The 25,992-nt window shown below is 60.6% G+C and carries 20 protein-coding genes and 1 rRNA gene; 7 read left to right on the top strand and 14 right to left on the bottom strand.

Going from position 1 to position 25,992, the window contains the following annotated elements:
* The first annotated feature begins 151 nt into the window (after window positions 1-151).
* Together BMZ57_RS18955 and BMZ57_RS18950 are read left to right on the top strand one after the other, a co-directional pair.
* Complete coding sequence (locus BMZ57_RS18955) at window positions 152-2,320, top strand: PA5441 family protein (protein ID WP_069672880.1); 2,169 nt, start codon at window positions 152-154, stop codon at window positions 2,318-2,320.
* Window positions 2,317-3,021: a DUF3142 domain-containing protein gene (locus tag BMZ57_RS18950; RefSeq protein WP_045791445.1), complete on the top strand. Its 705-nt coding sequence runs from the start codon at window positions 2,317-2,319 to the stop codon at window positions 3,019-3,021. The genes BMZ57_RS18955 and BMZ57_RS18950 overlap by 4 nt, the downstream gene beginning before the upstream one ends.
* A gap of 130 nt (window positions 3,022-3,151) precedes the next feature.
* On the opposite strand, the gene BMZ57_RS18945 is transcribed toward BMZ57_RS18950, so the two are convergent.
* The 12 genes from BMZ57_RS18945 to BMZ57_RS18890 all read right to left on the bottom strand — a co-directional run bounded on the left by BMZ57_RS18945 (window position 3,152) and on the right by BMZ57_RS18890 (window position 16,728).
* Window positions 3,152-5,605, bottom strand: a complete 2,454-nt coding sequence (locus BMZ57_RS18945; protein WP_069672881.1) for a TonB-dependent siderophore receptor — start codon at window positions 5,603-5,605, stop codon at window positions 3,152-3,154.
* 92 nt (window positions 5,606-5,697) lie between these two features.
* Window positions 5,698-6,648, bottom strand: a complete 951-nt coding sequence (locus BMZ57_RS18940) for a FecR domain-containing protein (protein WP_069672882.1) — start codon at window positions 6,646-6,648, stop codon at window positions 5,698-5,700.
* Window positions 6,645-7,154: a sigma-70 family RNA polymerase sigma factor gene (locus tag BMZ57_RS18935; protein ID WP_069672883.1), complete on the bottom strand. Its 510-nt coding sequence runs from the start codon at window positions 7,152-7,154 to the stop codon at window positions 6,645-6,647. Before BMZ57_RS18935 ends, BMZ57_RS18940 begins: the two co-directional genes overlap by 4 nt.
* Before the next feature lie 74 nt (window positions 7,155-7,228).
* On the bottom strand, window positions 7,229-8,674 hold the full coding sequence (locus BMZ57_RS18930) for an efflux transporter outer membrane subunit (protein WP_010214260.1): 1,446 nt from the start codon (window positions 8,672-8,674) through the stop codon (window positions 7,229-7,231).
* Window positions 8,671-9,729, bottom strand: a complete 1,059-nt coding sequence (locus tag BMZ57_RS18925) for an HlyD family secretion protein (protein ID WP_010214261.1) — start codon at window positions 9,727-9,729, stop codon at window positions 8,671-8,673. The genes BMZ57_RS18930 and BMZ57_RS18925 overlap by 4 nt, the downstream gene beginning before the upstream one ends.
* Window positions 9,730-9,744: 15 nt before the next feature.
* Window positions 9,745-11,280, bottom strand: coding sequence for an MFS transporter (locus BMZ57_RS18920; RefSeq protein WP_010214262.1), 1,536 nt, complete (start codon window positions 11,278-11,280; stop codon window positions 9,745-9,747).
* Between the two features lie 102 nt (window positions 11,281-11,382).
* Window positions 11,383-12,303, bottom strand: a complete 921-nt coding sequence (locus BMZ57_RS18915) for a LysR family transcriptional regulator (RefSeq protein ID WP_010214263.1) — start codon at window positions 12,301-12,303, stop codon at window positions 11,383-11,385.
* Between the two features lie 52 nt (window positions 12,304-12,355).
* Window positions 12,356-12,982, bottom strand: coding sequence for a TonB family protein (locus BMZ57_RS18910; RefSeq protein WP_069672884.1), 627 nt, complete (start codon window positions 12,980-12,982; stop codon window positions 12,356-12,358).
* Between the two features lie 99 nt (window positions 12,983-13,081).
* On the bottom strand, window positions 13,082-13,930 hold the full coding sequence (locus BMZ57_RS18905; protein WP_010214267.1) for an ABC transporter permease: 849 nt from the start codon (window positions 13,928-13,930) through the stop codon (window positions 13,082-13,084).
* An 11-nt stretch (window positions 13,931-13,941) separates the two neighbouring features.
* Complete coding sequence (locus BMZ57_RS18900; protein ID WP_069672885.1) at window positions 13,942-14,793, bottom strand: ABC transporter ATP-binding protein; 852 nt, start codon at window positions 14,791-14,793, stop codon at window positions 13,942-13,944.
* Between the two features lies 1 nt (window position 14,794).
* Window positions 14,795-15,820 (bottom strand): ABC transporter substrate-binding protein, encoded by a 1,026-nt coding sequence (locus BMZ57_RS18895; RefSeq protein WP_069672886.1) that lies wholly within the window; start codon window positions 15,818-15,820, stop codon window positions 14,795-14,797.
* Between the two features lie 14 nt (window positions 15,821-15,834).
* Window positions 15,835-16,728 carry a TauD/TfdA dioxygenase family protein gene (locus BMZ57_RS18890; RefSeq protein WP_021491675.1) on the bottom strand — a complete coding sequence of 298 codons (894 nt, stop codon included), beginning with the start codon at window positions 16,726-16,728 and terminating at the stop codon, window positions 15,835-15,837.
* Between the two features lie 366 nt (window positions 16,729-17,094).
* Here BMZ57_RS18890 and BMZ57_RS18885 point away from each other — a divergent pair, with 366 nt between their 5' ends.
* From BMZ57_RS18885 to BMZ57_RS18865, 5 genes are all read left to right on the top strand, one after another.
* Window positions 17,095-17,805, top strand: coding sequence for a GntR family transcriptional regulator (locus BMZ57_RS18885; protein ID WP_010214271.1), 711 nt, complete (start codon window positions 17,095-17,097; stop codon window positions 17,803-17,805).
* A gap of 330 nt (window positions 17,806-18,135) precedes the next feature.
* A complete protein-coding gene (locus BMZ57_RS18880; RefSeq protein WP_029529282.1) occupies window positions 18,136-18,894 on the top strand; it encodes a DUF3050 domain-containing protein in 759 nt (252 codons plus the stop codon).
* Window positions 18,891-19,838 (top strand): diiron oxygenase, encoded by a 948-nt coding sequence (locus tag BMZ57_RS18875; protein WP_069672887.1) that lies wholly within the window; start codon window positions 18,891-18,893, stop codon window positions 19,836-19,838. Before BMZ57_RS18880 ends, BMZ57_RS18875 begins: the two co-directional genes overlap by 4 nt.
* Window positions 19,835-23,212, top strand: a complete 3,378-nt coding sequence (locus BMZ57_RS18870; protein ID WP_069672888.1) for an amino acid adenylation domain-containing protein — start codon at window positions 19,835-19,837, stop codon at window positions 23,210-23,212. Before BMZ57_RS18875 ends, BMZ57_RS18870 begins: the two co-directional genes overlap by 4 nt.
* Window positions 23,213-23,230: 18 nt before the next feature.
* Complete coding sequence (locus BMZ57_RS18865; RefSeq protein ID WP_045791453.1) at window positions 23,231-23,689, top strand: SRPBCC family protein; 459 nt, start codon at window positions 23,231-23,233, stop codon at window positions 23,687-23,689.
* A gap of 45 nt (window positions 23,690-23,734) precedes the next feature.
* Here the strand turns inward: BMZ57_RS18865 and BMZ57_RS18860 are convergent, their stop codons facing one another.
* Complete coding sequence (locus BMZ57_RS18860; RefSeq protein WP_010214278.1) at window positions 23,735-25,615, bottom strand: methyl-accepting chemotaxis protein; 1,881 nt, start codon at window positions 25,613-25,615, stop codon at window positions 23,735-23,737.
* Window positions 25,616-25,899: 284 nt separating this feature from the next.
* Window positions 25,900-25,992: ribosomal RNA gene (rrf, locus tag BMZ57_RS18855) — 5S ribosomal RNA — on the bottom strand; the annotation flags it as partial.

The following is a 25,992-nucleotide window of genomic DNA, read 5'->3' as shown; positions in this document are numbered from 1 at the left end:
CCCAAGCGCAAACACCGCCACTCTAGGACAAAAGATCCAGGCTGGCTGCTGGAATCGGACAAATCAGCAATTTGTGCAGGGCCTCTCCGAAGTAAATGCAGGAACACGCTATTATTGCCCTCCTCCAAGGACTCAGGATCAAGGACACGTCATGCGCATCGGTTTTTTGTCACCCCTCGCACTAACATTGCTGGCGGCTATGACCCAGCACGCTCAGGCAAGCTCTGACGACTCGTGTTATCCCGATTGGCGCGTCTCGCATGACAGCCTCGATTCATGCAGCAACCTGCCCTTCCTGAGCCCCGGTAACGACAGTCGCGTGAACCTGCGCCTGCTGCTGGCGGACAAAAAGGCCGCACCGCTTACGCCCAATGCCTTGAGTGAAGACGATTTGGCCCAAGGCTTCGGCCCAGTGCCCTTCCCGGTCTATCGCCTGGTGCCTGTCCCCGCCACCAGCGACGAGCCCGACACCAAACCGGACGACTCGCGCACCGCCGAACTCGACACGCTGCTACAGCCGCTGGGCATCAAACGTGACGAGTACAAGACCGCAGGCGAAGCGTTTCTGAATGGCGAGGGCAGCCGTTGCCGCAGCAACGATGATGACAGCGCCACTGCGTTCATCAGCCAGGTGATCAAGGCCGACATGCCAGCGACCGAGCGTGAGCTGCTGATAAAGGCGCGCTTGCAACTGCTCACGGCCTGTTCGTGGGACGGCCAGGTGGTGGACGCCCAGCAGATCCAGTCCAGCGACGGCCAACTGTTCCGTACATACCTGCAAGCCGCCGCCGACTTCTACAGCGGTCGCTTCGGTGACGCTGAGCGCGGTTTTGCCGCTGCCAGCTCCAGCCAGGTGCCTTGGCTGAAGGAAACCGCGCTGTACATGACCGCGCGTACATCCTTGAACCAGGCCCAGGCTGAAGCCTTTGACGAATACGGCATGCCGCAACTCAAGCATGTGGATAAGTCCGCCCTGGGGGATGCCGAAGAAGGCTTTCTCGGCTACCTGAAAACTTATCCACAAGGCGAATACCTGGCCTCCGCCCGTGGCCTGTTGCGCCGTGTTTATTGGTTGGCAGGAGATAACACCAAACTCGCCGAGGCCTACGCCTGGTCGATGACCGAAGCGACAGACGCGCAGCGCAATGTGTCGGTGGATGAACTGGTGGAGGAAGCCGACCTCAAGCTGTTGATGGTCAATAGCGAGACCGTCACCACGCCGATGATCCAGCTCGTCAGCGACCTGATGGTGATGCGCGGCGGCAACCAACCCGCCCTTTCCCGCGCGGACCTGGAGAAGCAAAAAGCAGCGTTCGCCAGCGCGCCGGAACTGTACGACTACCTGCTGGCGGTGTGCGCGCTGTACATCGAGCAGCAACCGGACGCCGCGTTGAAGCAATTGCCCCAGAGTGTGCCGTCGAGCCTCAATTACTTCGCCTTCAGCCAACAGACCCTGCGCGCCCTGGCCCTGGAAGCCAAGCAGGACTGGAAAGGCGCCGAAGCGCTCTGGCTGCAATTGCTGCCGCTGGCGAAGTTACCGCTGCAACGCGATCAGTTGGAATTGGCCCTGGCCATGAACTACGAGCGCAGCGGCCAATTGGCCAAGGTGTTTGCCGCCGATTCGCCGATCAGCGCCAAGCAGGTGCGCTACATCCTGCTGCGCAACGTCGCCGGTCCCGAGTTGCTGCGCCAGCAGATCGCCCAGGCCAGCGACCCGCTGGAGCGCCAGACTGCGCAATTCGTGCTGCTCTACAAAGACCTGCTGCGCGGCCAGTACGCAACGTTCGCCGACGACCTCAAGCAACTGCCGACCACCGCCCCGGACGACAAACTGGGCACCAGCCTGGGCTACGTCTACAGCGCCAGCCAGACCTTGAAGCTGTTCCAGTGGAACGGCGACAAAGCCGAGTCCGGCTACGCCTGCCCGAGCATCGCGCAAACCGCCGCGACCTTGCAGGCCGATGCGAAAAACCCGCAGGGCCTGAACTGCCTGGGTGAGTTCATCCTGCGCAACGGCCTGGACGGCATGCCGTTGGAGCAGGCCCGCGCCGCCGGCAGCCTGGGCAGCACCGCGTCGGACTTCAAGGGGGAAACCTTCTCGCGGCTGGATGGCTACAAACAGGTGATCGGCAACGCCAAGGCGCCGAAAAATGACAAGGCCTACGCACTGTTCCGTGCGATCAACTGTTACGCACCGTCGGGCTACAACAGCTGCGGCGGGCAAGACGTTGAACCTGCCGTGCGCAAAGCCTGGTTCCGCCAGCTGAAAAGCAGCTTCGCCGACACCCAATGGGGCAAATCGCTGCAGTACTACTGGTGAAGCACCTATGGTTAGGCTTGCTGTTGTTGGCAAGCCCGGCCTTCGGCGCCGTCGACGCCCGCGACTATGACGCTTTCTGGCTGTGGAGCGGCGTCACGCCACAGCCGGTGCTCAAGCAGGCGAAAACCCTGTACATCCTCCAGGGCCAGATCAACTCCACGCGCCGCGCGCCCCAGCGCGGCGTGCAGATGATCGCCCAAGGCGTCAGTGTGCCGCGCCTTACCCAGGGCGACATCTGGGTCGTCTACCGCGCCCACACCCTGCACTGGCCCGAGCAGGTCTACCGCCAACTGTTCGGTCAGGTGCAACGCTGGCGCGACGCGGGCAACCCGGTGGTCGGCATCCAAATCGACTTCGACGCCCGCACCCAATACCTGCATGAATACGCCAGCTTCCTGCGCGACCTGCGTCAACGCCTGCCCGCCGACCTGCGCCTGAGCATCACCGGCCTGATGGACTGGAGCAGCAACGCCGACCCAGCCGCCATCGCCCAACTCAAGGGCGTGGTGGATGAAGTCGTGGTGCAGACCTATCAGGGACGGCACAGCATCCCAGATTACGCGGCGTACTTGCCGCGGATGAACCGGCTGGGGCTGCCGTTCAAGATTGGCTTGATCCAGGGTGGGACGTGGGAGGAACCGGGGTATTTACAGGGGAGTGATTGGTTTCGGGGTTATGTGGTGTTCTTGCAGAACCCTTAAGGCTTCAACCACGACCTGCAGGAGCGAGCTTGCTCGCGAAAGACGTCAACGATAACGCAGCGCTATCAGGTAGCGGCGCGTGCTCCATGCGTTTTTCGCGAGCACGCTCGCTCCTACCGTATGCGGGCAGTTACCAGTCGTAGGTCAGGCTCGACACCACCGTGCGCCCTTCGCCGTAATAGCAATCCAGGTTACTGGTGCACTGCGAGACGTAGGTCTTGTTGGTGAGGTTCTGCACGTTCATCGCCAGTTTCACGCCCTTGAGTTTGAGTGGCGAACGGCTCAGGTCGTAGCTCAGGCTGGCGTCGTAGACACTGTAGGACGGCACACTGAAGGCGCCCTCGTAGTAGTCGCCCAGGCTTTGGCGCGCATAGCGCACGCCCAGGCCTGCGCCGAGGCCGGCCAGCGGGGTGTCGCCGAGCACGCTGTAGTTGACCCACATTGACGCGGTGAGCGGTGAGATGCCGGCAGGGTGACGGCCTTCGCGGCCATCGTTGTCCTTGGTGTATTTGATGTCATTGCGCGAGGCCGAAGCGACGATGTCCCAGGCATCGCTGAGAACGGCCTTGGCTTCCAGCTCCACACCGCGTGAGCGCATGGCGCCGCTTTGAGTACTGAAGGTGGTGTCCACCGGGTTGGTGGTGAGCACATTTTCCTGGTCCAGCTGGTAGACCGAGACCTGCACGAAACTCTTCTGGCCAGGCGGCTGGTACTTCACGCCGACTTCATATTGATTGCCCGTCGACGGCTTGAATGGCTTTTGGTTGGCGTCAGTGCCAGCCAGCGGCAGGAAGGATTCGGTGTAGCTGACGAAGGGGGCCACGCCATTGTCGAACAGATACACCAGGCCCGCACGCCCCGTGAATGCCTGGTCTTTGCTGGCGAAGCGGGTGTCGGTCAAGGGCTCTTTGTTCACCACATTGGCCCAGTCATAGCGGCCGCCCAGTACCAACGCCCATTTATCCAGCTTGATCTGGTCCTGCACGTACAGGCCGGTCTGGGTGATGGTGCGGTCCCAGCGGTACGGCTGGCCAAAGTTCAGGCGCTGGCCGTAGACCGGCTTGAACAGGTCGATGATCGGTGGGTTGCGGTCATACAGGCCATGGAACAGCGAGTTGGAATGGTAGTAATCCAGGCCGAAGATCATCGTGTGAGACAGCGCGCCCGTGTCGAATTCAGCCTGGGCGATGCTGTCCACGCCAAACACTTTGTTGTTCTGCGCCCAGTCCACGCCGAAGCGTTGCAGGTAGCGTTGGTCCTGCACGCCGGAGACCGGGTTGGCGACAAAACGGTAGCCGTGCAGCGGCGCGGTGTAGCGGTCGTCGACCTCGGCGTAACGCGCGTTTTGCTTGAGGGTCCAGGTGTCGTTCAGGCGATGGGAAATCTCGTAGCCCAGTGCGTATTGCTCGCGGTTGTACTGGTTGACGCCCGGTTCGCCGATAAACACGTCACGCTTGATCTTGCCGTTCGGGTTGTCCCACAGCGTGCCGGACGCCGGCAGGCCTTGGGCTTCGGGTACACCTTTGTCTTTCTGGTATTGGGCAAACACCGTCACGCTGGTTTCATCGCTAGGCCGCCAGGTCAGACTGGGAGCGATGAACTGGCGTTTGTTTTCGACGTAATTGATTTCGTCCTGGCCGTCATTGGCCAGGCCGGTGAGGCGATACAGAAATTGCCCTTGCTCATCCAGCGGGCCGCCCAGGTCGATGGCCGCGCTTTTGTGCTCGTAGGTGCCCGCTTCCAGTACCACTTGGTGGATCGCTGTTTCGCTGGGGCGCTTGCTGACCATGTTGACGATGCCGCCGGGCTGATTCTGCCCGTACAGCACCGAGGCCGGGCCTTTGAGCACTTCGATACGCTCCAGGGAGTAGGGCTCGATCTGCAACGCACCGCCAGTGCTGCCGCCGCCGTAAGGCAAGTGCAGACCGTCGAGGTACAGGGGCGTAGGCGAGAAGCCCCGGGACGTCGGCTCATCGAACAACTTGACCCGGTCGGCGAAACCACCCGCCGTCATGCCGGGGGTGTAAAGCAACGCCTGGGTGACGCTTTGCGCGCCGCGCGCCTTGATCTCGGCGGCGGTGATCACGTTGATGGTCTGGGGGATTTCCACCAGCGATGAGTCCGTCTTGCTGCCGGAGGCACTGCGCGTCGCCACAATGCCGTCCACCGGGCCCCAGGCACTTTCCTGGGTTTGCTGGCCGCTGATCTGGGTGGCGCCCAGTTGCAAAGGCCCGCCATTGGACACCGCCTGCAACGACCACCCGCCCTGGGATTGCATCGCCATCAGGCCGCTGCCCATCAGCAGCCGCTCCAGGCCCGACTCGACCCCATAGCGCCCCTGCAAGCCCGCGCTACGCTTGCCTTCGGTGAGTGAGGCATCGACCGACAGCAAAATGCCAGAGGCGCTGGCAAAGCGGTTCAGTGCCTGGTCGAGGTTGCCGGCCGGGATGTTGTAGCTGCGCTGCGCCTCGGCACTTTCTTCGGCATAGCCCAGCGTCGGCACCATCGGCACCGTTGCCAACAGGCTGACAAACAAGCCACGGCGCAGGGCGCGGGCCAAAGGTTGAATTGGGTGGTGCGGCATTGCAGGACTCCCCGTGAGAACGCTTCTTGATTGGCTTTCAAGAGGTATCCCGAGCGGGAAGCAAAAACCGACAAGCACGGATGAAAAAATGTTCAGACCCGCGCCTTGATCGTCACCCAGTAGCGCGTGACCGCGTGTACGTGCACCGGTAGCGAGCGCTCCAGTGCCGCTAGGATTGCATCGGTATCGTTCAGCGGAAACACGCCAGTGAGCAGCAAACCCGCCACCGCCTGGTCACACCGCAACAGCCCCGGACGATAGCGACTCAGTTGCGCAACAAACTCGCCCAGCGGCTGGCGCTCGGCGATCAGGCGGTGTTCGGTCCAACTGCTGGCGTTGGCGCTCACCGCCGCCAGCGACGCGCTGTGACGCGCGTCGAACCACAGGCTGTCACCGGCCTTCATCTGCACGGCTGCGCCATGGGTCGGCGTTACGCGGAGGCGGCCTTCGTACAGGTCGACACGGCTGCCATCGGCCAGTTCGCACACGGCAAAACGGGTGCCCAGCGCCTGCACGACGCCGGCTGGGGTCTCGACGATCAACGGGCGGATGGGGTCGTGGCCGCTGGTCAGCAGGATCTCGCCGCGGATCAGGCGGATACGCCGCTCGCGGGGGCTGAAACGCAGGTCGACTGCGCTGTCGCTGTTGAGGTCAAGCCGCGTGCCGTCACTGAGGGTGACGTGGCGAATCTCGCCGGTGCGGGTGCGGTATTCGGCGAAGGCGGCTTGCCAGGGCTCGCTGCGTTGCACCAGGTAGCCACTGCCGCCGGCCATCAACAGCAGGCCGAGCAGCTTGAGTGCAGCGCGGCGTTGGGTGTCGGGTGTGTCGCGCAACACGGCGCGGGCGCTGTCGGCGGGCACGCTGCCGAGGGTTTGCTGCAGCTGCTGCAAACGCTGCCAGGCACGGCGATGCTCAGGGTCGGCGGCCTGCCAGCGGGCAAAGGCCTGGCGTTGTTCGCCTTGCAGGGCGCCGCCCCATTGCAGCATCAGCCATTCGCTGGCCTGCTCGACAACCGCCGGGGCGATGGGGGCGTCGTGTCTCATTCTTCGTAGGCCACCTGATAGCAGGCAACAATCGCGCGGGTCATGTACTTCTGTACCGAGCTGACAGTCACCCCCAAGCGTTCGGCGATCTGTGCGTAACTCAGGCCTTCGAACTGCGACAGCAAAAACGCCTGGCGCACGTTGTCGGGCATGCGGTCGAGCATGGCGTCGATCTGCATCAGGGTTTCGAGGATCAGCGCGCGGGTTTCCAGGGACGGCGATTCCGGCTCGGGCAGGTGCGTGATGCTTTCCAGATAGGCACGCTCGATGCGTAGACGCCGCCATTGGTCGATCACCAAGTTGCGTGCGATCTGCGCCAGGTAGCTGCGGCTTTCCTTGTCACCCGGGAATCGTCCGGACACCAGTAGGCGCAGGAAGGTGTCCTGCGCCACGTCAGCCGCGTGCTCGCGGTCGCCCAGGCGCCTGCGCAGCCAGCCTTGCAGCCAGCCGTGATGGTCGCGGTACAGGAGATGAAGCTGTTGCTGGCCGTCAGTCGCGGTGTCCATGAAAAGCTCAGGCGTACTATTGAGAGCAATTATCATTACACCTTATTTCGCGACTGACAAAAACTCTTTGTCGATCAGCGCCCAACGGTTTGCAGCGGGTAGACCGATTCCCAGCCCCCGCCCAACGCTTTGTACAGGCCAACCATCGCCAGCGACACGCCGGTCGAACTGTCCACCCACTGCTCCTGCGTGGCCAGCAGCGCGCTTTGCACGGTGAGCACGTTGACGAAATCCACCACGCCTTCCACGTATTGCTGCTGCGCGGTGCGCAGGGCAATCTGGTTCTGACGCACGGCTTCGGCGAGACTGTCGCGGCGCAGTTGGCTGGCGTTGTAGCGGGTCAATTGGTCGTCGATCTCATGCCAGGCACGCAGCACGGTTTGCTGGTACGCTAGCGCCGCTTCCTGTTGCTGGGCTTCGCGCAGGTTCAACATGCCTTGCAAGCGCCCGCCATTGAACAGCGGCAGGCTGAACTGCGGGCCGAAGGCAAAGGCACGGGAGCCCCAGGAACCGAAATCCGAGAGTTGCATGGCCTGGGAACCGAGGCTGCCGGATAAGGTGATGCGCGGGTAGAAATCGCCCTTGGCCACGCCGATGCTCGCGGTGGCGGCATGCAAACGCGCCTCGGCCTGGCGGATATCCGGGCGGCGCTCAGCCAGCTCCGACGGCAGGCCAATCGCGACCTGGCGCTGGGTTTGCGGCACGGCGGCGTCCTTGGACAGTTGCGCATGCAGCGCCTGCGGCGGTTCGCCCATCAACAGGCTGAGGGCGTTGATGAGTTGGTCCTGACGCTGTTGCAGATCCGGCAGTCGCGCTTCAATAGCGGCGACCTGGGCGGCGGCTTCGGCGACGTCCAGGTCGGTCGCCACACCGTCAGCCAGGCGCAACTGCGAGAGCTTGAGGCTGTGACGGGCGACGTCGAGGTTCTGCTCGGTGACCGCGCGGGTGTTTTGTACACCGCGCAGTTGGATGTAGTTCTGAGCGGTCTCGGCCAACACTGACAACAGCACGGCACGGCGGTCGTTTTCGGCGACTTGCAAGGTGGCGTCGGCGGCTTCGGTTTCGCGTTTGACGCGGCCCCAGAAGTCCAGCTCCCAGGACGCGGAGAAACCCATGTCCCACTGGTTGAATGCCGAACGGCCGTTGTTGCCGGACGGGTCGCTCAAGCCTTTGCCACTGTTGCGTTTGCGCTGGTAATCACCGTTGGCGTTGACGTTGGGATAACGCTCGGCCGTGGTCACCTGGCGTACGGCCCGGCTTTGTTGCAGGCGACTGCTGGCCAACTTCAGGTCGAGGTTATCGGTGAGCGCACGGCGTGTAAGGGCCGAGAGTTGCTCGTCGTGGAACACATCCCACCAACGTTCCTGCAACGGATCGTTGACCGCACGGCTGGCCGCCTGGCGGCCCTGGGGCTCGCTCCATTGCGTCACTTGCGGGCCCTGCGGCCTCTGGAAGTCTGGACCGACCGTGCAGGCACTCAGGCTGATAAGGCTCAACGTGAGCCAGGCAACTCGCTTCATTGCTGGGCTACCTCACGCGTCTGCGCGACCGACTGGGTGTCGACGCTGGCTTCCACCGACATGCCGACCCGCAGGCGCTCGGTGTGTGCCTGGTTGGGTTCGAGGACGATTTTCACCGGAATGCGCTGCACCACCTTGGTGAAGTTGCCGGTGGCGTTATCCGGTTTGACCGAGGCAAACGTCACGCCCGTCGCGGGTGCAAGGCTCTCCAGATGACCGTTGAGCAATTCGCCGTCGAGGCTGTCAACACGCACCTGCACGGCTTGGCCGGCACGCATATGGGAGAGTTGGGTTTCCTGGAAGTTGGCCACCACGTACGCCTCTTCCAGCGGCACGACCGCGAGGATCTTGCTGCCCGGCGTGACATACGCGCCCACGCGCACCGCACGCTCGCCGACCATGCCATCCACCGGCGCGACGATGCGCGTGTACGAGAGTTGAAAGCTGGCCAGTTCCAGCGCGGCTTGGGCGCGTTTGAGCCCGCCCTCGGCGGCATCGCGCTGGGCGGTGAGGATTTCCACTTGCTTGCGTTCGGCCGCCAGCACCGCCGTGGCATTCGCCAGCCGCGCGGTGGCCTGGTCGATACGGGTCTTGGCTTGCTGGGCGTTCTGCACAGTGCCCGCGCCGACACCGGCAAGGTGGTTGTAGCGATTGAGTTCGTGTTCGGCGAAGGCCATTTCGGCGCGATCCGCCGCGACGGTGGCCTGGGCCTGGGCGATGACCGAGCTTTGGCGTTCCAAGGTGGCGGTGGCATTTTTCAGCTGGGCCTGCGCCACCAACGTATCGGCATCAGCCGCCTGGGCGGCAGCGCGGAAGTCGCGGTCGTCGATCAATGCCAGCAGTTGCCCGGCTTTGACACGCTGGTTGTCTTCCACCAGCACTTCCTTGATAAAGCCGGCCACGCGCGGCGCCACCAGGGTGAAGTCAGCGGCGACGAACGCGTCGTTGGTGGTCTGGCGCTTGCTGCCCAGCACACCCGGCGCGACCAGGTACACCAGCACGCCGACGGCAAACACGGCGATGACGGAGACGGCAATTTTGTCTTTGCGTTTCATGAACAGTCCTTTCTATCAAGTCGGTGCGCGAGGCGGAAAGATCCGCGTGGGCATCCAGAAAATCAGCAGGATCAACGCCACCGCGACCGCGGCCATGACGTAATAGAGATCCGAAGAGGTCAGCACCACGGCCTGCTCATGCAGGCGGTGCGCCAGGCCCGGCGCATCGCCGTCGGCCAGGGGGGAATTGCCCAGGCGGTCGACCAACATGGTCGAGTGAAAATGCAGGCGCTGGGTGGTCAAGGTATCGAGCACGCCAGTGGCGATCACGGCGGCCAGCCCCTTGATGGTGTTGAACCAGGCTGAGGCGAACGGACCATCCATTGGCTGGATACTGCCGGTGGAAAGCATCAGCAACGGCAACACGGCCATCGGTTGCCCGAAGATCTGCAGCAGGTAGAGGCCGTAGAAATCGTCGCGAATCCATTCCGAAGTCAGGTGCGCGCTGCCCACACAGCACAGCACCAGCATGCCCAGGCCGATCCCCAGCACCCATCGGCAATCGACCCAACGCAGGTTGCACAGCGCCGCCACCAGCGGCAGCGCAATCAACTGCGGTATCGCCATCAACAGCATCACGGGCGCGGTTTGCAGCGGACGGTAGCCCTGGACCTGAGCGAGAAAACTCGACGGGATGATGATCACCGAGGTCAGCACCATCAGTACGCCCGCCAGCACAATCAGGGCGAACGACAGGTTGCGCAGACCGAGCATCTGCAGCTTGAAGAAGGGGATGGGCTGCGACCATTCATTCACCATGAACAGCACCAGCAACACGCCACCGCCCCCTAACAGGAAGGTGATCAGGCCCGACTCGAACCAGTCCAGGCGGTTGCCTTGCAGAATGCCGATGACCAGCATGCAGATCGCCGGGAAACCCAGCAGCAAGCCGCGCCAGTTGAACTGCTTGAAACGCTCCAACCGAATCGGATCCTGCGGCAGTCCGTAGGCCACGGCGATCATGGCCAGCAGGCACGGCGCGACGATCTGCCAGAACGCCCACTGCCAGCCAACATACTCGGTCCATAGCGCCGCCAGCGGCGTGCCCAGGCTCGGGCCGAAGGTGGCGGTGAGTGCGTAGCCGGCCAAGCCGTACAGCTTGACGTTGGCCGGCAAGAACCGCAGAGCCACGGTCATCAGCATCGGCGGCAACGCACCACCGGCCAGGCCTTGCACAGTGCGCAGCACCAACAGGCTTTCGTAGTTCGGCGCGAACGGACACAAGATGCCCAGCGCAGTGAACAGGCCGATGGCACACAAGGTGAAACGGCGCAGGGAAAAGGTCACCGAACACCAGGGCGCAAACGCCATGGCCGCCACGGAAGTCGCGGTGTACGCCGCGACCAGCCAGGTGCCTTCGTCAAAGCCTATGTACAGCGCACCGCGAATGTCCGCGAGGGCCACTTTGGTGACCATCTCGTTGAGGCCAGAGACCAGCACCGCCAGCAACACGCCGACCAGCCCGATGATGATGCGCGGGCCGAATACGGGTGGGGTCATCGCGGTGGGTTTGGCTGCGGCCGCAAGGGTGGGGGCAGCGAGGGAGGTCATGAACAGGTAACTCGGGATGTTGAATACCTGAGCAGTTTAATCAGGCACACACATGACAAAAAGTTACTTGTTGGAAGGGTATAAGTGCACCAAACGCAACGATCAAACAGGCTGTGCTTCAAGCCAAGTGGCGTGACAACTCTCGCGCATGGTTTCACGCAGCCATTTGTGAGCAGGGTCTTTATCGAATCGCGGGTGCCAGGATTGGGCAAGCACCAGCGTCGGCAACGAGATCGGCAGGGCGAACGAGCGCAGGGGCAGTTTCAGGCGATTGGCGCTCAACAGCGCTTCCTTGGGCACCGGCAGCAGCAAGTCGGAATCGGGCAGCATGAACATCGCGCCGTGAAAGCCTGGGGCGATCATTGCCACACGACGTTCCAAGCCCTGAGCACTCAGCGCGGTGTCGATCGGCCCACGGGCAATGCCGCGCCGCGAGATGCTGATATGGGAGTAACTGGCAAAGCGTGCGGCGGTGATGTCTTCGTCGAACAACGGATGGTCTTCCCGTGCCAGGCCGACGAAGGTGGTGGAGAACAGGTTCTGCACCTTCACTTCGGGAGTGACCGGCATGGTGTTGCTCACGCGCAAATCCAGGCGACCTTCACGCAGGGCCTCGTCGTCGGTATCGCCTTCGGGCACGAAGCACAGCTCGCACAGCGGCGCCATGCGTTCCATGGTGTCGAACAGTCGACCGCCGTACACGCCGATGAAAAAGTCGTTGGCGCGCACGCTGAAACGACGGCGCAACGTACTCAAATCCACTTGGTCCGCGGAACGGAACAACAGCGCCGCTTGTTCCACCACGTTGCGCACCTGGCCTTGCAACTGCAGAGCCTTGGGCGTTGGCACCAGGCCGCGACCGGCGCGCACCAGGATCGGGTCGCCGACGGCTTCGCGGATACGCGTGAGGGTGCGGCTCATGGCCGCCGGGCTGAGGTTCATGCGGCGCGCGGCGCCAACCACACTGCCCTCGTCGAGCAAGGCGTCGAGGGCGACCAGCAGGTTCATGTCCGGTAATTGCATGCCAAGCACTCGTGACCAATGGGGAGTGAACTGGGCGCAATCGTAGCAGGCTTTACAGGTAGCGCTTCAGGTTACGGGGCAGGTAGTCCGCGTAGGTGGCTTTGGGATGAGCCTGGCACTTACGCACGATTTCCGGCAGGGCGTTTTCCAGTTCGTCGGCACGGGTCAGGCCTTCGTTGTAATCGCTTTTACCGCTTAGCGCCGGGAACATCACCGCTACCCGGGTAATGGCAAAGCTCTTCATCGCGATCAACGGGCGGGTGGGATGGTCGCGACGGAACTGGCTGACTTCTTCGGTCAGTGCGCTGCAGGATTGGTAAGTGGTTTGCGTGAAGGTCAGTTGAATCGTTTCCTTCCTTGGCGCTTCGGGCGTGAAAATCATATCGTTCTGCGCGTCGAGTACCGCAGGCCGATCGGCAGTTACTGTCCAAGGCTTGAAGCGCCAGAGTGTGGCCGCAGCGACGGCGGCTGCACCAAACGCCGGCTTGGTGGCGCTGAGCGCTTTGACATCGCTGACCGTACCGTCGTTGTGAATATTCAGGCTGATACGCGCATGCCCTTGGGTGAAGGTCAGGTTGCTGGGGTAAAGCGGCTTGGGCATGCTGACCGGCTCGGGCACGAACTCCGCGAAAACCGAGGTCGACAATAGCAAGGCCGCTGCCAAGACAAAAAACCGCATCGTTGTAAATCCTTTTACGAGGCACACCTGACGCCAGGGCGGCGCCAGATTCCGCCGGCATTATCGGCTTCACGGCGGACAAAGAGCAATCATTCGTGTTTAGCGCTGCATACCCCAACGCTTCACGGTCAGGCGCTCAAAGGTGTCAAACACCAGGTTTTCCACGAGCAGGCCGATCAGGATCACGACTGCCAGACCGGCAAACACCTTGTCGGTGTACAGCTCGTTACGATTCTGGAAGATGTACCACCCCAGGCCACCCTTGCCGCTGGTGGCACCGAACACCAACTCGGCGGCGATCAGGGTGCGCCAGGCAAATGCCCAGCCGATCTTGAGGCCCGCGAGGATCGACGGCAGCGCCGCCGGGATCAGGATGAACAGCACAAAACGCATGCCCTTGAGGCCATAGTTGCGCCCAGCCATACGCAGGGTTTCGGACACGCCGAGGAACCCGGAATACGTGTTGAGCGCCAGCGCCCACAGCACCGAATGCACCAGCACGAAGATCAGGCTGTTCTGCCCCAAGCCAAACCACAGCAGCGCCAGCGGCAGCAATGCAATGGCCGGCAGCGGGTTGAACATCGAGGTCAGGGTGCTCAGCAGATCGCGGCCCAGTTGGGTCGATACCGCCAAGGTGGTCAGGGCAAACGCCAGTACGATGCCGATCAAGTAACCCTTGATCAGCACCACCAGCGAGATGCTGACCTTGCTGAGCAACTCGCCGCTGAGCAAGCCGTCGTACAGCGCATGAAAGGTCTGCAAGAAGCTCGGCAACAACAGGTCATTATTCTGGTAGCGCGCAACGACTTCCCAAAGGATCGCGAGTACCACCAGGATCAGGCCCTTGCGCAGCCAACCTTGTTGCCACAGGCGTTGGCGCAGGGGCAGTTCGCGCTCCACGGGGACGCTGATCAGCGGTTCTAGGGTGATTTCATATTCCTGGCGCATGGATGCTCCCCTTAATACGCGATGCGGATATCAGCGAAACCCAATTCACGTTCGGCCTCGGGCGCTTCATCGAACAGCAAGCGATGGATACGCCGCGCCGATGCCTGGAACTCCACGCCACCGAGACTGTGCAGGTCATATTGATGGCTGTGGATTTCCGCGCGCACGCGCCCCGGATGAGGCGACAGCAACAGAATGCGATTGCCCACCACCAGCGCTTCTTCGATGGAGTGGGTGACGAACAACAGGGTGAAACGCACCTCTTCCCAGAGCAGCAGCAATTCTTCCTGCATCTTGCGCCGGGTCAGGGCATCGAGAGCAGCGAAGGGCTCGTCCATCAGCAGGATTTTCGGCTGCATGGCCAAGGCGCGGGCGATGGCGACACGGGCTTTCATACCGCCGGAAAGCGTGTGGGGATAGGCATCGGCAAACGCCGTGAGGCCGACTTTGTCGAGGTAGTGCAGCGCGCGTTCTTCGGATTCGGCGCGCTTCAAGGTTTTAGAGGCCAGCAATGGGAACATCACGTTCTGTTTTACGGTTTTCCACGGTGGCAGTTGGTCGAATTCCTGGAACACCACGATGCGGTCCGGGCCCGGTTGGTCGACCTTTTGCCCCAACAGACGGATCTCGCCTTCGCACGGTTTGATAAACCCGGCGATAGACTTGAGCAACGTTGATTTGCCGCAACCGGAAGGGCCGAGCAACACGTAGCGGTCGGCAGGATCGATCTCGAAACTGACTTGATGGGTTGCCCGCACAACGCGCTCCGGGGTGCGGTATTCCAGGCTGACGTGATCCACCGCCAGCAACGGCGCGGTGGTGTGCAGGTTGCTGGCCGTGTGGCCTTGCAAGGGCGCGTTCATCTCAACTTCCTTGCAGGGGCTTGGCGTCCTGGAAGAAGTAGTCCTTCCACGATTCAGGCTTGTTCTTGATGGCGCCGACGCGGTAGAGGAATTCCGCCAGCGGGTAGGTGTTTTTTGGCGTAACGCTGAATTCGAATTGCGGGTTGTCGATGATTTTCAGCAGCTCGGCACGGTCGATCTTGGCCTTGGTCACGCGGATGTAGGTGTCAGCCGCAGCACCTTTATCGTGCTGGGCGAACTGCGCGGCTTCGGTCAACGCTTCCACGAACGCCGTGTAGGTTTTTGGATTGTCGTTGCGGAATTTTTCGGTGGCAAACAGCACGGTCGGCGAGTTCGGGCCAAGCAGGTCGTAGGTGTTCAGCACCACATGCACGTTCGGATTGGCCAGGGCCTGGTCCTGGAACGGCGGGTTGGAAAAATGCCCGGTCAGCTCGGTACCGCCAGCGATCAGCGCTGCAGTGGCATCCGGGTGCGGGACGGCGACGGTGTACTTGTCGAGGCGATTGAATTCCTTGTCGCCCCATTGCTTGGCCGCGGCGTATTGCAGGAAGCGCGACTGCACCGACACGCCCACCGCCGGCACGGCAATGCGGTCCTGCTCGGTGAAATCGGCGATGGTCTTGACCTTGGGATTGTTGCTCACCAGGTAGTAAGGGAAGTTACCCAGGGACGCGACGGCCTTGACGTTCTGCTTGCCGCGGGTGCGGTCCCAGATGGTCAGCAGCGGGCCGACACCGGCGCCGGCGATGTCGATGGAACCGGAGAGCAGCGCGTCGTTGACGGCGGCGCCGCCGGACAATTGTGTCCAGTCGACCTTGATGTCGATGCCTTGCTGCTTGCCGTATTTTTCAATCAGGTTCTGGTCACGCACCACGTTGAGCAACAGGTACACGATGCCGAACTGTTCGGCGATGCGGATCTCGCCTTCGGCCTGCGCGGCTGTCGGCGCAACAAGGCTGCCAGCCAGCAGGCTGACACCCAGGCCGACAGTCGCGGCCAGCCGTGCGAATGGAATTTTGCTGGACATGCTTGTGCTCCGAATCAGAAAGGCGCGTCGCCCTGGATGGTGGTACGAAACAGCTTGCGGCGTAGATGGCTTGGGCAACCGGCAGCGAGGTGAATCAGCGAGCGGTTATCCCAGAACACCAAGTCGTGGGGCTGCCATTGATGGCGGTAGATGTTTTGCGGCAACACGCTGTGGGCGTAGAGTTGGGCCAGCACGTCGCGGCTTTCGTCTTCGGGCAGCCCGACGATTCGAGTGGTGAAGCCTTCGCTCACGAACAGCGCTTTGCGGCCGTTTTCCGGATGGGTACGCACGATGGGGTGCACGACTTCCGCAACCTGGGCAAGCTGCTCTGGGGTCAGTGTGGGGCGCCAGTTGCCTTCGAATTTGGTCTCGCTGTAGCGCGCGGTGTAGGAATGCGCGGCACTGCGGCCTTCAACGGCCGTGCGCAGGTGTTCGGGCAATTGGTCCCAGGCTTTGTGCATGTCGGCGAACAAGGTGTCGCCACCTTCGGAGGGCAGTTCCTGGGCGTGCAGCATCGAACCCAGGCTCGGCAGTTCCTTATAGGACAGGTCCGAATGCCAGAATTTGCCCGCGTCTCCCAGACCGATGGACTGACCGTTTTCAATGATGTTGGAGACGATCAGAATTTCCGGGTGGTTGGCCAGCAGGAACTGTTTGAGCACATGGATCTGCAGCACGCCGAAACGACGGCTGAAGGCGATCTGCTGCTCGGGGGTGATGCGCTGGTCACGGAACACCACGACATGATGGTCCAAGTGCGCGCGGTGAATGCGCGAAAAATCCTCGTCGTTGACCGGTCGCGACAAGTCCAGGCCAATGATCTCGGCGCCGACGCTGCCGGGCAGTGGACGAATCTCGAAGGATTGGACGGTAGCGGTCGCTGTTGGAACAGTAGAGGTGGCGGACATGAGGTCACTCCCGGTCAGACAGGAGATTGACTTTATAGATATAAGAACGGCTATTTAAATACCGTTAACGAATAACGATATGCGGGAATGTGTCGGCTCAACCCCAAGCCACTTGGCTCAGGGCAATAAACCACAGCGGTAAAGTGTTCAGTCCATAACACTTGATGCTGCATTGTCGGCGCTTGAAGCAGGTTTGATGAACCTGCCCGTGTAAGGCGCCATAAATGCAGGCTGTGGGCGCTGGGAGCCCTATGTTGAAACGCTTACAAGCCGAAACTGTGCCCGTTTGACAAGCTTACGGGCAGTCTCTAGTGTGCATTGGATCCAATTAGCCACGCCCATTCTAATAAGGAGGATAGCGTAACCGTGACGCAGAAGCCGACCCCTTTGAACAGCATCAAGATCAGCGGACCTATTCCCGCCCATCTCGCTCGCTCCGTGATTGAAGAAACCTTGCGCAACGCCATCCTGGATGGTCGGTTGCCCTGCGGTACTGCCATGCGCCAACAGGAGTTGGCCAGCCTGTTCGGGGTCAGTCGCATGCCGGTGCGTGAAGCCTTGCGCCAACTGGAGGCCCAGTCACTGCTGCATGTGGTGACCCACAAGGGCGCCGTGGTTGCACCGTTGATCGAGGACAATTCAGCCGAGACCTATGAACTGCGGATGTTGCTGGAGTCTGAAGCGCTGCGCCTGTCGATTCCCTTGCTCACCGAAGCCGATATCGAGGAAGCCGAGGCGTTTATTTGTGCCCTCGAACAGGAAAAAGACTACACCGAGATTGGACGCCTCAATCGCCTGTTCCACATGGCGCTTTATGGCAAGGCCCCCAACCAGCGGCTGCTTAAACTGGTGGAGCACGGTTTGAACGAGGAAGAGCGATTCCTGCGTTACAACCTTGAGGCCATGGGGCTGGGCGAAACGTCCCAGGAGGACCACCGCGAACTGTTGAACTTGGTAGCGCAGAAGAAAACCCAGGAAAGCATCTTGACGCTGCGCAATCACTTGATGCGAGGCATGGAGGTGATCACGGCGTACCTGAATGGCTTGGATGCCCACGGCAAGAAAGTTACGCCATAAAGTATTGCGTTCTCCTGTCCCGTCCTTCCAATATTACGGGGGCCACTCACTCAGTGTAGTGCCTCCCGCTAAAGAAACTTCCCACTACGCCCCAAGCAACCAACTTACAACATATATTATTTAGAAAAACTTCTATTATATTTGTATGCGCGCCAACCTATTTAATACGCTTATCATCTTTTATTACTAAACCACTCCGCTCGGCGTTGCAGCGCCTATCGTCGAGCATTTCTGCGCGCCGGTAGTCGGCTTATGCCTGCGCGCGCCCTGACCATTACAAACTCATCGCTGTTTCCCAACAGCAGCCGCAACAACTTATAGGCATCAACCATGCATCAACCTTTACTTGAAACAGCAAAACTGCAGTTATGCAGCCATTCGTTATTTTTAGAAATAACTTCCCTGCGCAAGTTACAACTTTTTATGGAAAGTCATGTGTTTGCAGTCTGGGACTTCATGACCCTCGCCAAGCGCCTGCAACAGGACCTGACCTGCACTCGCTTGCCCTGGCTACCCGCTGAAGACCCGCAGGCAGCGCGGCTGATCAATGAGATCATTCTGGGTGAGGAGTCAGACGAACACCCCGTGCAAGGCTATTGCAGCCATTTCGAACTGTATTTGGAAGCCATGGCGGAAGTGGGCGCCAGCACCTCGGCCATCAGCCACTTTGTTGCGCTGCTACGCCAAGGCCTGGGAGCCACGGCAGCCTTGCACCAGGTCGAGGCTCCTCCCGGCGTGAGCCGCTTCGTCAACGCCACCTTGCACCTTGCATTGAATGCGCCTACCCATTGTGTGGCGGCCACATTCCTGTACGGTCGCGAGCATGTCATCCCGGGGATGTTCGAACGCATCCTGCAATCTGATGAGTTCATTCATCGTCAAGCGCCTACCTTGTGCGCTTACCTCAAGCGCCACATCGAATTGGACGCCAAGGAACACGGGCCAGCGGCGGAGCAGTTACTCAATCGCCTGGTCAGCGCAGACCCTACGTATCCGCAACAGGCCCACGACGCCGCACTCGCGGCCATGCACAGCCGTGTCGCGTTCTGGGATGAGCTTCGGGCCTCGCTGCAAGAGGTGCACCCATGAACACCGGCGACTACCAAGCCATCGCCGATGACTGGGAGCGCCGCGCAACCATCCGCACACGGCCTCGGCGCTTGCTGGAGAGCGATGACAAACTGATCTACCCGCTGTGCCGTCAGCCCCTGGTGCTCTGCGCGGCATTTCTTGAGCACTGCCCTCAGTGGCGCGATTTTGTACTGGTGCAGAGCTTTTACAAGTTCATCAACGACGTGGTGATATTCGAGACCGAGATCGTCGACAAGACTGCACGCAGCATCGCCAAAAATCGCTTCGCTGTGCCCTTCCCGCTGACCTGCCGCGTGGATGCGATGACCGTCGTCGTGGACGAGGATTACCACGCATTGGTTGCGCTGGATTTCCTGCAGCAAACCGTGGCCATGACCGGCATACAACCGCTGGAACTGCCCACAGAAATAGAGCTGAGCCGTGCGCTGCCCATGGCACAGGCGTTGGCGCCCGCTCATCTACGCGATGCTGTCGCGCTGATTGGCGTGGCAATCGCTGAAAACACCGTGACCCAGGATGTGGCGGCATTCTCCAAGGACACCAGCGTGAAAGCTTCCATCCGTGGCTTGATGGCCGACCACCTGTTTGATGAGGGCCGCCACGCCCAGTTCTGGATACGGCTCGTACGCCTGTATTGGCAAACCGCGAGCGAGGGGGACCGCAATGAAATCGCCAAGGTGCTGCCGGTTTTCCTGGCTCAGTACCTGACGAACGACCTGCAAAAAAACTTCGACTTGAACTTGATCCAACACCTCGACATCAGCGCCAGCCTACGCGGTGCGTTACGCGCTGAAGTGGCGGCACAGGCCTTCCCTATCACCCGCCAACATCCATTGATGGGCAATATCCTTGGCTTTCTGCAACACAGCGGTTTGCTGCAAACGCCGAGCGTGGCGCATGCGTTGAACGATTACCTGCCAGTGTCCGGGAGGGTGACATGAGGCGGCTGAGCATTGGATTTTCCGGCGCCAGCAGCGCCTTGGAGGCGGTCAGGCAAGAACTGGAACAGTATGGGCATATCACGGGCAACGAGGGCGTCGACCTGTGCATCGATGACGGCGATCAGTCGGTGCAGGGCAACGCACGCCCGATTCCAACATTGAGCCTGCGCCTGGGCGTCGGCCCAATCACCGACTACGGGTTGCCCGCGCTGCAACTGCGCGCCTATAGGCCAGACCGAAAGCTGTTGGCCGTACTGGACATCGCCGACGAGCCCAGTGGTAACGGTCAACGACTGCGCCGGCGAGTCATCCGCGAATTGGTGGAATGGACCGCGCTGCACATCAGCGGCTTCTCGCGAGACCCTGGATACTTCGAATTGAATGCGGTCGCCAATGGCTGGCCCGAACACTGCCTGGATGCGCTTGAGGCGCTGGCATTCACCCACCGGTTCAACCGCTCCGCCGACCCTGACGTGATAGAGGCAGCCCGAGTGCCACTGATCAATCGGTTGCAGGCAAGCTTTCATACATTTGCCGACCGGCCCGCATTGCATATCGGTGCCAGCGAAGTGACCTATCGTCAGCTGCATGCTCAAGCATTGGCAATCCAGCAGCGCTTGCACCCCTTGTTGGTAACGGGGCAAACGCCCGCAGTCGTCGGGATCTGCCTGGAAAAAACAATCGGCTTGTACGCCAGTATCCTTGCCGTGCTGGGCAGTGGAGCGGTGTACCTGCCGTTGGATCCGGACCACCCGCCTCACTGCCATCGGGCCATGCTCGAAAGCGCAGGAGCCCAGGTATTGCTGGACGCCGGTCAGCATCCATTAAGAGCGTGTTTCAGCTCATTGGATGTCAGCGACCACGCTCTACACGACGTCGACCTCACACAGCCGTTGGCGCGCCTCCACCGTCATGCCGATGCGCCCTGCCTGATGCTCTTTACCTCGGGCACCACCGGGCAACCCAAAGGCGTGTTGCTCAGCCAAGCCAACCTGGCGCATTTCACGGCCTGGTTCAGGTCCTGTGTAAACCTGGATGAACAGAGCCGCGTCTTGCAGTTCTCGCCATTGAGCTTCGATTCATCGCTGATCGATATTTTCCCCGCCTTGGTAGCGGGTGCTCAGTTGATCGTCCCCAGCACAGAGCAACGACAAGACCCTCAACAGCTACTGGACCTGCTTCACCGGCAACGCATCACCCATGCCTTTCTTCCGCCTGCGCTGCTGAGTATCCTGCCGCTCGATCAACCGCTGGGCCTCACGCATCTGCTGACCGGTGGAGATGTGTGCGAACCCCATGTGATCGAACGCCTTTCAACGCAGTGCCAGTTCCATAACCTCTATGGACCGACGGAGGCCACGGTGTTGGTCACCCATCGGATGCTGCGCCCCAATGACAGCAATCGCAACGTCGGCCGCCCCATCGCCAACAGCCAGGTGCTGATCCTCGATGAACACCTGCAACCGGTGGATGAAGGGGTGATGGGTGAGGTGTATATCGTCGGCCCCGGAGTGAGCCTGGGGTACGTGAACGCACTATCACAGGCTTCCAGTTCTTTCGTGGAGCTGGCAGTGCCAGGCGAACTGCCGCTGCGGGCCTATCGCACTGGCGACCTGGCGCAGTGGACTGCCGACGGGATCGTGCTGGGAGGACGGCGAGATGATCAGGTGAAGATCCGTGGTTTTCGGGTAGAGCCCCTGGAGATTGAGCAGTGCCTGCGCAGCAGTCGGCTGTATCGACAGGTGGCAGTGGTGATCGACCGTGATCGCAGGATCCGTGGCTTTGTCGCGCAACCCGAACCGGGAGCAAGCATGACGGCGCTGCAACACCATGCACGGCAGTGGCTACCGGACTACATGCAGCCCGGCGTCTGGGATGAGCTGCCACGCATACCGTGTTCCAGCAACGGCAAAATCGACCGTGCGGCGTTGCTGGCAGTGCCGATCCAGCCCACGTTGCCGACAGCCTGCAGCGCGGCACAAACCCCGCTTCAGACTCAATTGACCCACTTGTGGATCGAACTGCTGGCGTTGCCCACGGGTGAGTTGTCTATCGATGAAAGCTTCTTCGACCTCGGCGGCCATTCGATTTTGCTGTCGACCCTCTTGCTGCGTTTTCGCGAACAATTCGGCCGTAGTTTCTCGCTGAACCACTTCATCGAGGCGCCGACGATTCGTACGCTCGCAACATTGGTGGAACAAGGAGAACGACCCGATACATCCGCCAGCCAAGCGGTTCGTGATGCGCATCGGGAGCGGATATACAACACACTCCCCGAAAACTGCGTGGGCGATCCGCACAAAGTGATCGTTACAGGGGCCAACAGCTTTGTAGGGGTCCATATTGTCGAGGCACTGCTGGCCAAGGGTGCTACAGCAGTAGCATGCCTGGTGCGCGAGAAGCCGGGGCAGTCGGCGATGGCGCGATTTACCCAAGCGCTGCGCGAGTATCGCCTGGAGCATCTGGACCTGAGCCGGGTGCAGGTATTCGCCGCAGATGTCAGCCTGCCTCGCCTGGGTTTGACCAGCAATGCCTATGAGACCCTCGCCAAAGAGTTCGGTGTGCTGGTACATAACGCCGCCAGGGTCAACCATGTATTGGACTATGCGTCGCTGACCAGGGACAACGTTGACCCCGTACTCGAATGCCTACGCCTGTGTGAGACGCACTGCAAGAAGGTCCTCAATTTTGTCTCGACGCTCTCCGCGTCGAGCAGTGTCGATACTCAAGGCTATGTCCTAGAAGCGCCCGCCGCGGCCACGCTGCCGCTGTACATCAAGAATGGCTACAACTTGTCCAAGTGGGTCGCCGAACGGCAACTGGCGCGTGCGGTGGAACGTGGGGCCTGGGTGAATATCCATCGACCCGGCAACATCAGTTTCAACAGCCTCACGGGCGTTTGCCAGCCGCAAAAGAATCGGCTGATGCTGATGCTCAAGGGGTCACTGCAAATGGGCCTGCTCCCGAAGTTGGCGTTGAACTTCGACCTGATGCCGGTGGACTTCCTGGCGCGCTTCATCGCGTTCCACTGCACCCGCTTTCAAGCCGGTAGCAGTGTGTTCAACCTGCACAATCCGCAGCCGTTGAGCTGGGCCCACTACTTGGATGGCTTCAGCCAGGCGGGTCACCGTTTCGAGCGGGTCAGCGTTGAGCAGTGGCAACAGTCGCTACACACGATCAGCCATGACAATGCACTGTTTGGCGTACTGGGTTTTTATCTCGGCCGTCTCGACGAAGACATCGGCGACACCTCGATGATTCGCTACGACAACGCGCGACAGGCTGTCCAGCAAATGGGCGCACAGTACCCCGAAAAGGACCCGGCGCTGTTGAGTAAAGGCTGCGACTACCTCAAGGCCACCGGCTTTCTTTGAATGCCTCAGGATAACCTTATGAAACTGCTGCAACCCGATACATTGATTTGCAACCCGAATGGCCGGCCGATAGTTGCGTCTGTTTTGGTCGACTGCCATGCCACTCGCCTGTGGGACATAGTGGGGCAATTCGCAGGCTTCGATGCGTTCATTCCTGACCTGACACATATCGAAATGACGGGCACAGGCGTGGGCGCCTTGCGAACAAAATTCTTCCGCGATGGTAATTGTGTGGTGGAGCAACTCAATAGCCGCGACGAACAGGCCATGCACATGACCTGGACCACAATCTACAACACCCTCGGTGTAGCCAGGCTGTGGGCGGCGATCCGTGTGGAGGCCCTTGGCGCAGACTGTTCCAAAGCAACATGGACGATCATTGCCGAGCCCATCGACCGTGCAAACACAGGATTTGAACAATTTGTGCAGAGCTTCGCCGATAGCGCCTTGGAAAATGTTCGTCGGATAGTCGGCTAAGCGGCAGGGGCGAGAGGGCTCGCTCCTGCCCGATCAATCAGCGGGTCAGATCTTGAAACTATCGACCAGTTGTTTCAATCGATTGGCCTGCTGCGACAGCGCGTCGCAATCCTTCAGGGTTTCGTTGAGATTGGCCACGCCTTGCTGGTTCAGCAGGTTGATCTGATTGATGTCGACGTTGAGCGTTTCTACCACCGCCGTCTGTTCTTCTGTGGCTGCGGCGACGGACTGGTTCATGCCGTCGATCTCGACAATCCGCTGCGTTACGCTGACCAAGCGCTCACCAGCCTGGTTCGCGACCTCAACACTTTCTTCGCTGGAGGTTTGGCTGGCGTTCATGGTGGTCACCGCTTCACGCGAGCCCACTTGCAGAGACGTGATCATTTTGTGGATCTCTTCGGCCGACTCCTGAGTGCGGTGAGCCAGGTTACGCACCTCATCGGCGACCACTGCAAAGCCTCGACCGGCCTCACCAGCACGTGCCGCTTCGATGGCGGCGTTGAGTGCCAGCAGATTGGTTTGCTGGGAGATGCCTTTGATCACATCGAGAATGTGGCCGATGTTGTCGGTGCTGGCGTTGAGGGTCTCGATCTGAGTGCAGGACAGGCTGATCTTCTGCGACAGTTCCGACATTGCAAGGATGGTTTGCTCCACCACCTTGCGCCCATCGTCGGCTTGTTCACTGGCGCCGCTGGCGTGCTGTGAAGCATCGGCGGCGTTACGTGCGATTTCCTGGGTAGCAGCGCCCAGTTCGTTGATCGCTGCTGCCACGCTGTTGGTACGCGCGCTTTGCTCATCGGAACCGATGATAGAGGCATTGGACGAGGCCATTACACGCTGGGAGAGATCGTGCACCTGTCGGGTTGCCGAAGACACCTCCGAAATCGAGGCGTGGATACGTTCTACAAACTGATTGAACGCGCTACCGACTTCGCCGAACTCGTCCTTGCTGGTCACAACGAGGCGGCGGGTTAGGTCACCTTCGCCTTGGGCAATGTCCTGCATCGCCACGCCCATGGTGGTGAGGGGTCGCAGCAAGACCTGAATCAACAGGCTCAGGAGCACCGCAATCGCGACTACGGCGATCAACATGGCAATCAAGGCGGAAGTACGGAACTTGCCCAGCGGTGCGTAGGCTTTGTCTTTATCAATCGACAGACCGATATACCAATCTGCGCCGGGTAAGCCACTGATAGGGGTAAAGGACAGGATGCGGTCCTGACCGTTGAGGACGACATCCTGGCTGACCTTCTCGATACGCACCTGGGTGCCAGGGTAGATGTCCTTGAGGTTCTTCATCACCTGGTCCTGTTCAGGACTGACGATGACTTGCCCGTCGCTACTGACCAGGAACGCATGGCCGATACCGCCGAAGTCCACCGAATTGATAATCTTCACCAGGGTCTGCAGGCTCAGGTCGCCACCGACTACACCGAGCAATTCACCATTCTTCTTCACCGGCATGGCGATGGTCACGATCTGCCCGCCTACTGCGGCCATGTAGGGCGGGGTAAGCATGGGTTTGTCCGCGGCTACTGCCTGCTTGTACCAGGGACGCTGACGAGGGTCATAACCATCGGGCATTTTTGCGTCCGGACGCTGAGTGAAAACGCCGTTGGTTTGGCCAACGTAGGTGAACTGGAAGTTCGAGGTGAATGCCGGTTGATCGACCAGACCTGGAAGGTCAGCACCACTGCCCTGGTGGGCTACGTTTTGCGTGAGGCTTTCGAGTACCAGTATTCGCCCACTGAGCCAGTTCTGCACACTGCTGGCGGTGAGCTCACCGGATTGCTGGATGGACGATTCCAGGTTCTGCTTGATGGTGCTGCGTTGCAGGTAGTCGTTATAGAGGGTGAACAACGCGAAGGCCAAAACCACGACGCCTGACGCGGCCAACAGAATTTTATGACTGAACTTAAGATTCATTTCATCGACTTCTTTTGCCAAAGGGGGGTGAGCGTGCCGAGTGGAACATTCCATGTAGCGGTATAGGCAGCTTCTCCGGCCGCTCTATTTCGGTGCACGCATGGCTCGTCAGGCTTTCGGCCAACGCTTGGCAAATCTTAGGAATTTGTGAGGTATTTCCTGTTTTTATGTGGGAAACAGACCAGCGGTACACCTAGGCGATGGGGGTTACGAAACGTGGTGATTTAAGGCCCTAAACGACAAAACCCCTGTCTGCGTTAGCAGACAGGGGTTTCGGAATTCAATCTTGACGATGACCTACTCTCACATGGGGAAACCCCACACTACCATCGGCGATGCATCGTTTCACTGCTGAGTTCGGGATGGGATCAGGTGGT

The organism is Pseudomonas simiae (genome assembly GCF_900111895.1).
Lineage (GTDB): Bacteria > Pseudomonadota > Gammaproteobacteria > Pseudomonadales > Pseudomonadaceae > Aquipseudomonas > Aquipseudomonas simiae.
The sequence above is the reverse complement of the archived record's forward strand: the minus strand, read 5'-3'. Positions and strand labels throughout refer to the sequence as shown.

Excerpts from the sequence above, each read along its gene's own strand:
- BMZ57_RS18955 (WP_069672880.1), top strand. The coding sequence starts at position 152 with ATGCGCATCGGTTTTTTGTCACCCCTCGCACTAACATTGCTGGCGGCT.
- BMZ57_RS18945 (WP_069672881.1), bottom strand. The coding sequence starts at position 5,605 with ATGCCGCACCACCCAATTCAACCTTTGGCCCGCGCCCTGCGCCGTGGC.
- BMZ57_RS18940 (WP_069672882.1), bottom strand. The coding sequence starts at position 6,648 with ATGAGACACGACGCCCCCATCGCCCCGGCGGTTGTCGAGCAGGCCAGC.
- BMZ57_RS18935 (WP_069672883.1), bottom strand. The coding sequence starts at position 7,154 with ATGGACACCGCGACTGACGGCCAGCAACAGCTTCATCTCCTGTACCGC.
- BMZ57_RS18930 (WP_010214260.1), bottom strand. The coding sequence starts at position 8,674 with ATGAAGCGAGTTGCCTGGCTCACGTTGAGCCTTATCAGCCTGAGTGCC.
- BMZ57_RS18925 (WP_010214261.1), bottom strand. The coding sequence starts at position 9,729 with ATGAAACGCAAAGACAAAATTGCCGTCTCCGTCATCGCCGTGTTTGCC.
- BMZ57_RS18920 (WP_010214262.1), bottom strand. The coding sequence starts at position 11,280 with ATGACCTCCCTCGCTGCCCCCACCCTTGCGGCCGCAGCCAAACCCACC.
- BMZ57_RS18915 (WP_010214263.1), bottom strand. The coding sequence starts at position 12,303 with ATGCAATTACCGGACATGAACCTGCTGGTCGCCCTCGACGCCTTGCTC.
- BMZ57_RS18910 (WP_069672884.1), bottom strand. The coding sequence starts at position 12,982 with ATGCGGTTTTTTGTCTTGGCAGCGGCCTTGCTATTGTCGACCTCGGTT.
- BMZ57_RS18905 (WP_010214267.1), bottom strand. The coding sequence starts at position 13,930 with ATGCGCCAGGAATATGAAATCACCCTAGAACCGCTGATCAGCGTCCCC.
- BMZ57_RS18900 (WP_069672885.1), bottom strand. The coding sequence starts at position 14,793 with ATGAACGCGCCCTTGCAAGGCCACACGGCCAGCAACCTGCACACCACC.
- BMZ57_RS18895 (WP_069672886.1), bottom strand. The coding sequence starts at position 15,820 with ATGTCCAGCAAAATTCCATTCGCACGGCTGGCCGCGACTGTCGGCCTG.
- BMZ57_RS18890 (WP_021491675.1), bottom strand. The coding sequence starts at position 16,728 with ATGTCCGCCACCTCTACTGTTCCAACAGCGACCGCTACCGTCCAATCC.
- BMZ57_RS18880 (WP_029529282.1), top strand. The coding sequence starts at position 18,136 with ATGCATCAACCTTTACTTGAAACAGCAAAACTGCAGTTATGCAGCCAT.
- BMZ57_RS18875 (WP_069672887.1), top strand. The coding sequence starts at position 18,891 with ATGAACACCGGCGACTACCAAGCCATCGCCGATGACTGGGAGCGCCGC.
- BMZ57_RS18870 (WP_069672888.1), top strand. The coding sequence starts at position 19,835 with ATGAGGCGGCTGAGCATTGGATTTTCCGGCGCCAGCAGCGCCTTGGAG.
- BMZ57_RS18865 (WP_045791453.1), top strand. The coding sequence starts at position 23,231 with ATGAAACTGCTGCAACCCGATACATTGATTTGCAACCCGAATGGCCGG.
- BMZ57_RS18860 (WP_010214278.1), bottom strand. The coding sequence starts at position 25,615 with ATGAATCTTAAGTTCAGTCATAAAATTCTGTTGGCCGCGTCAGGCGTC.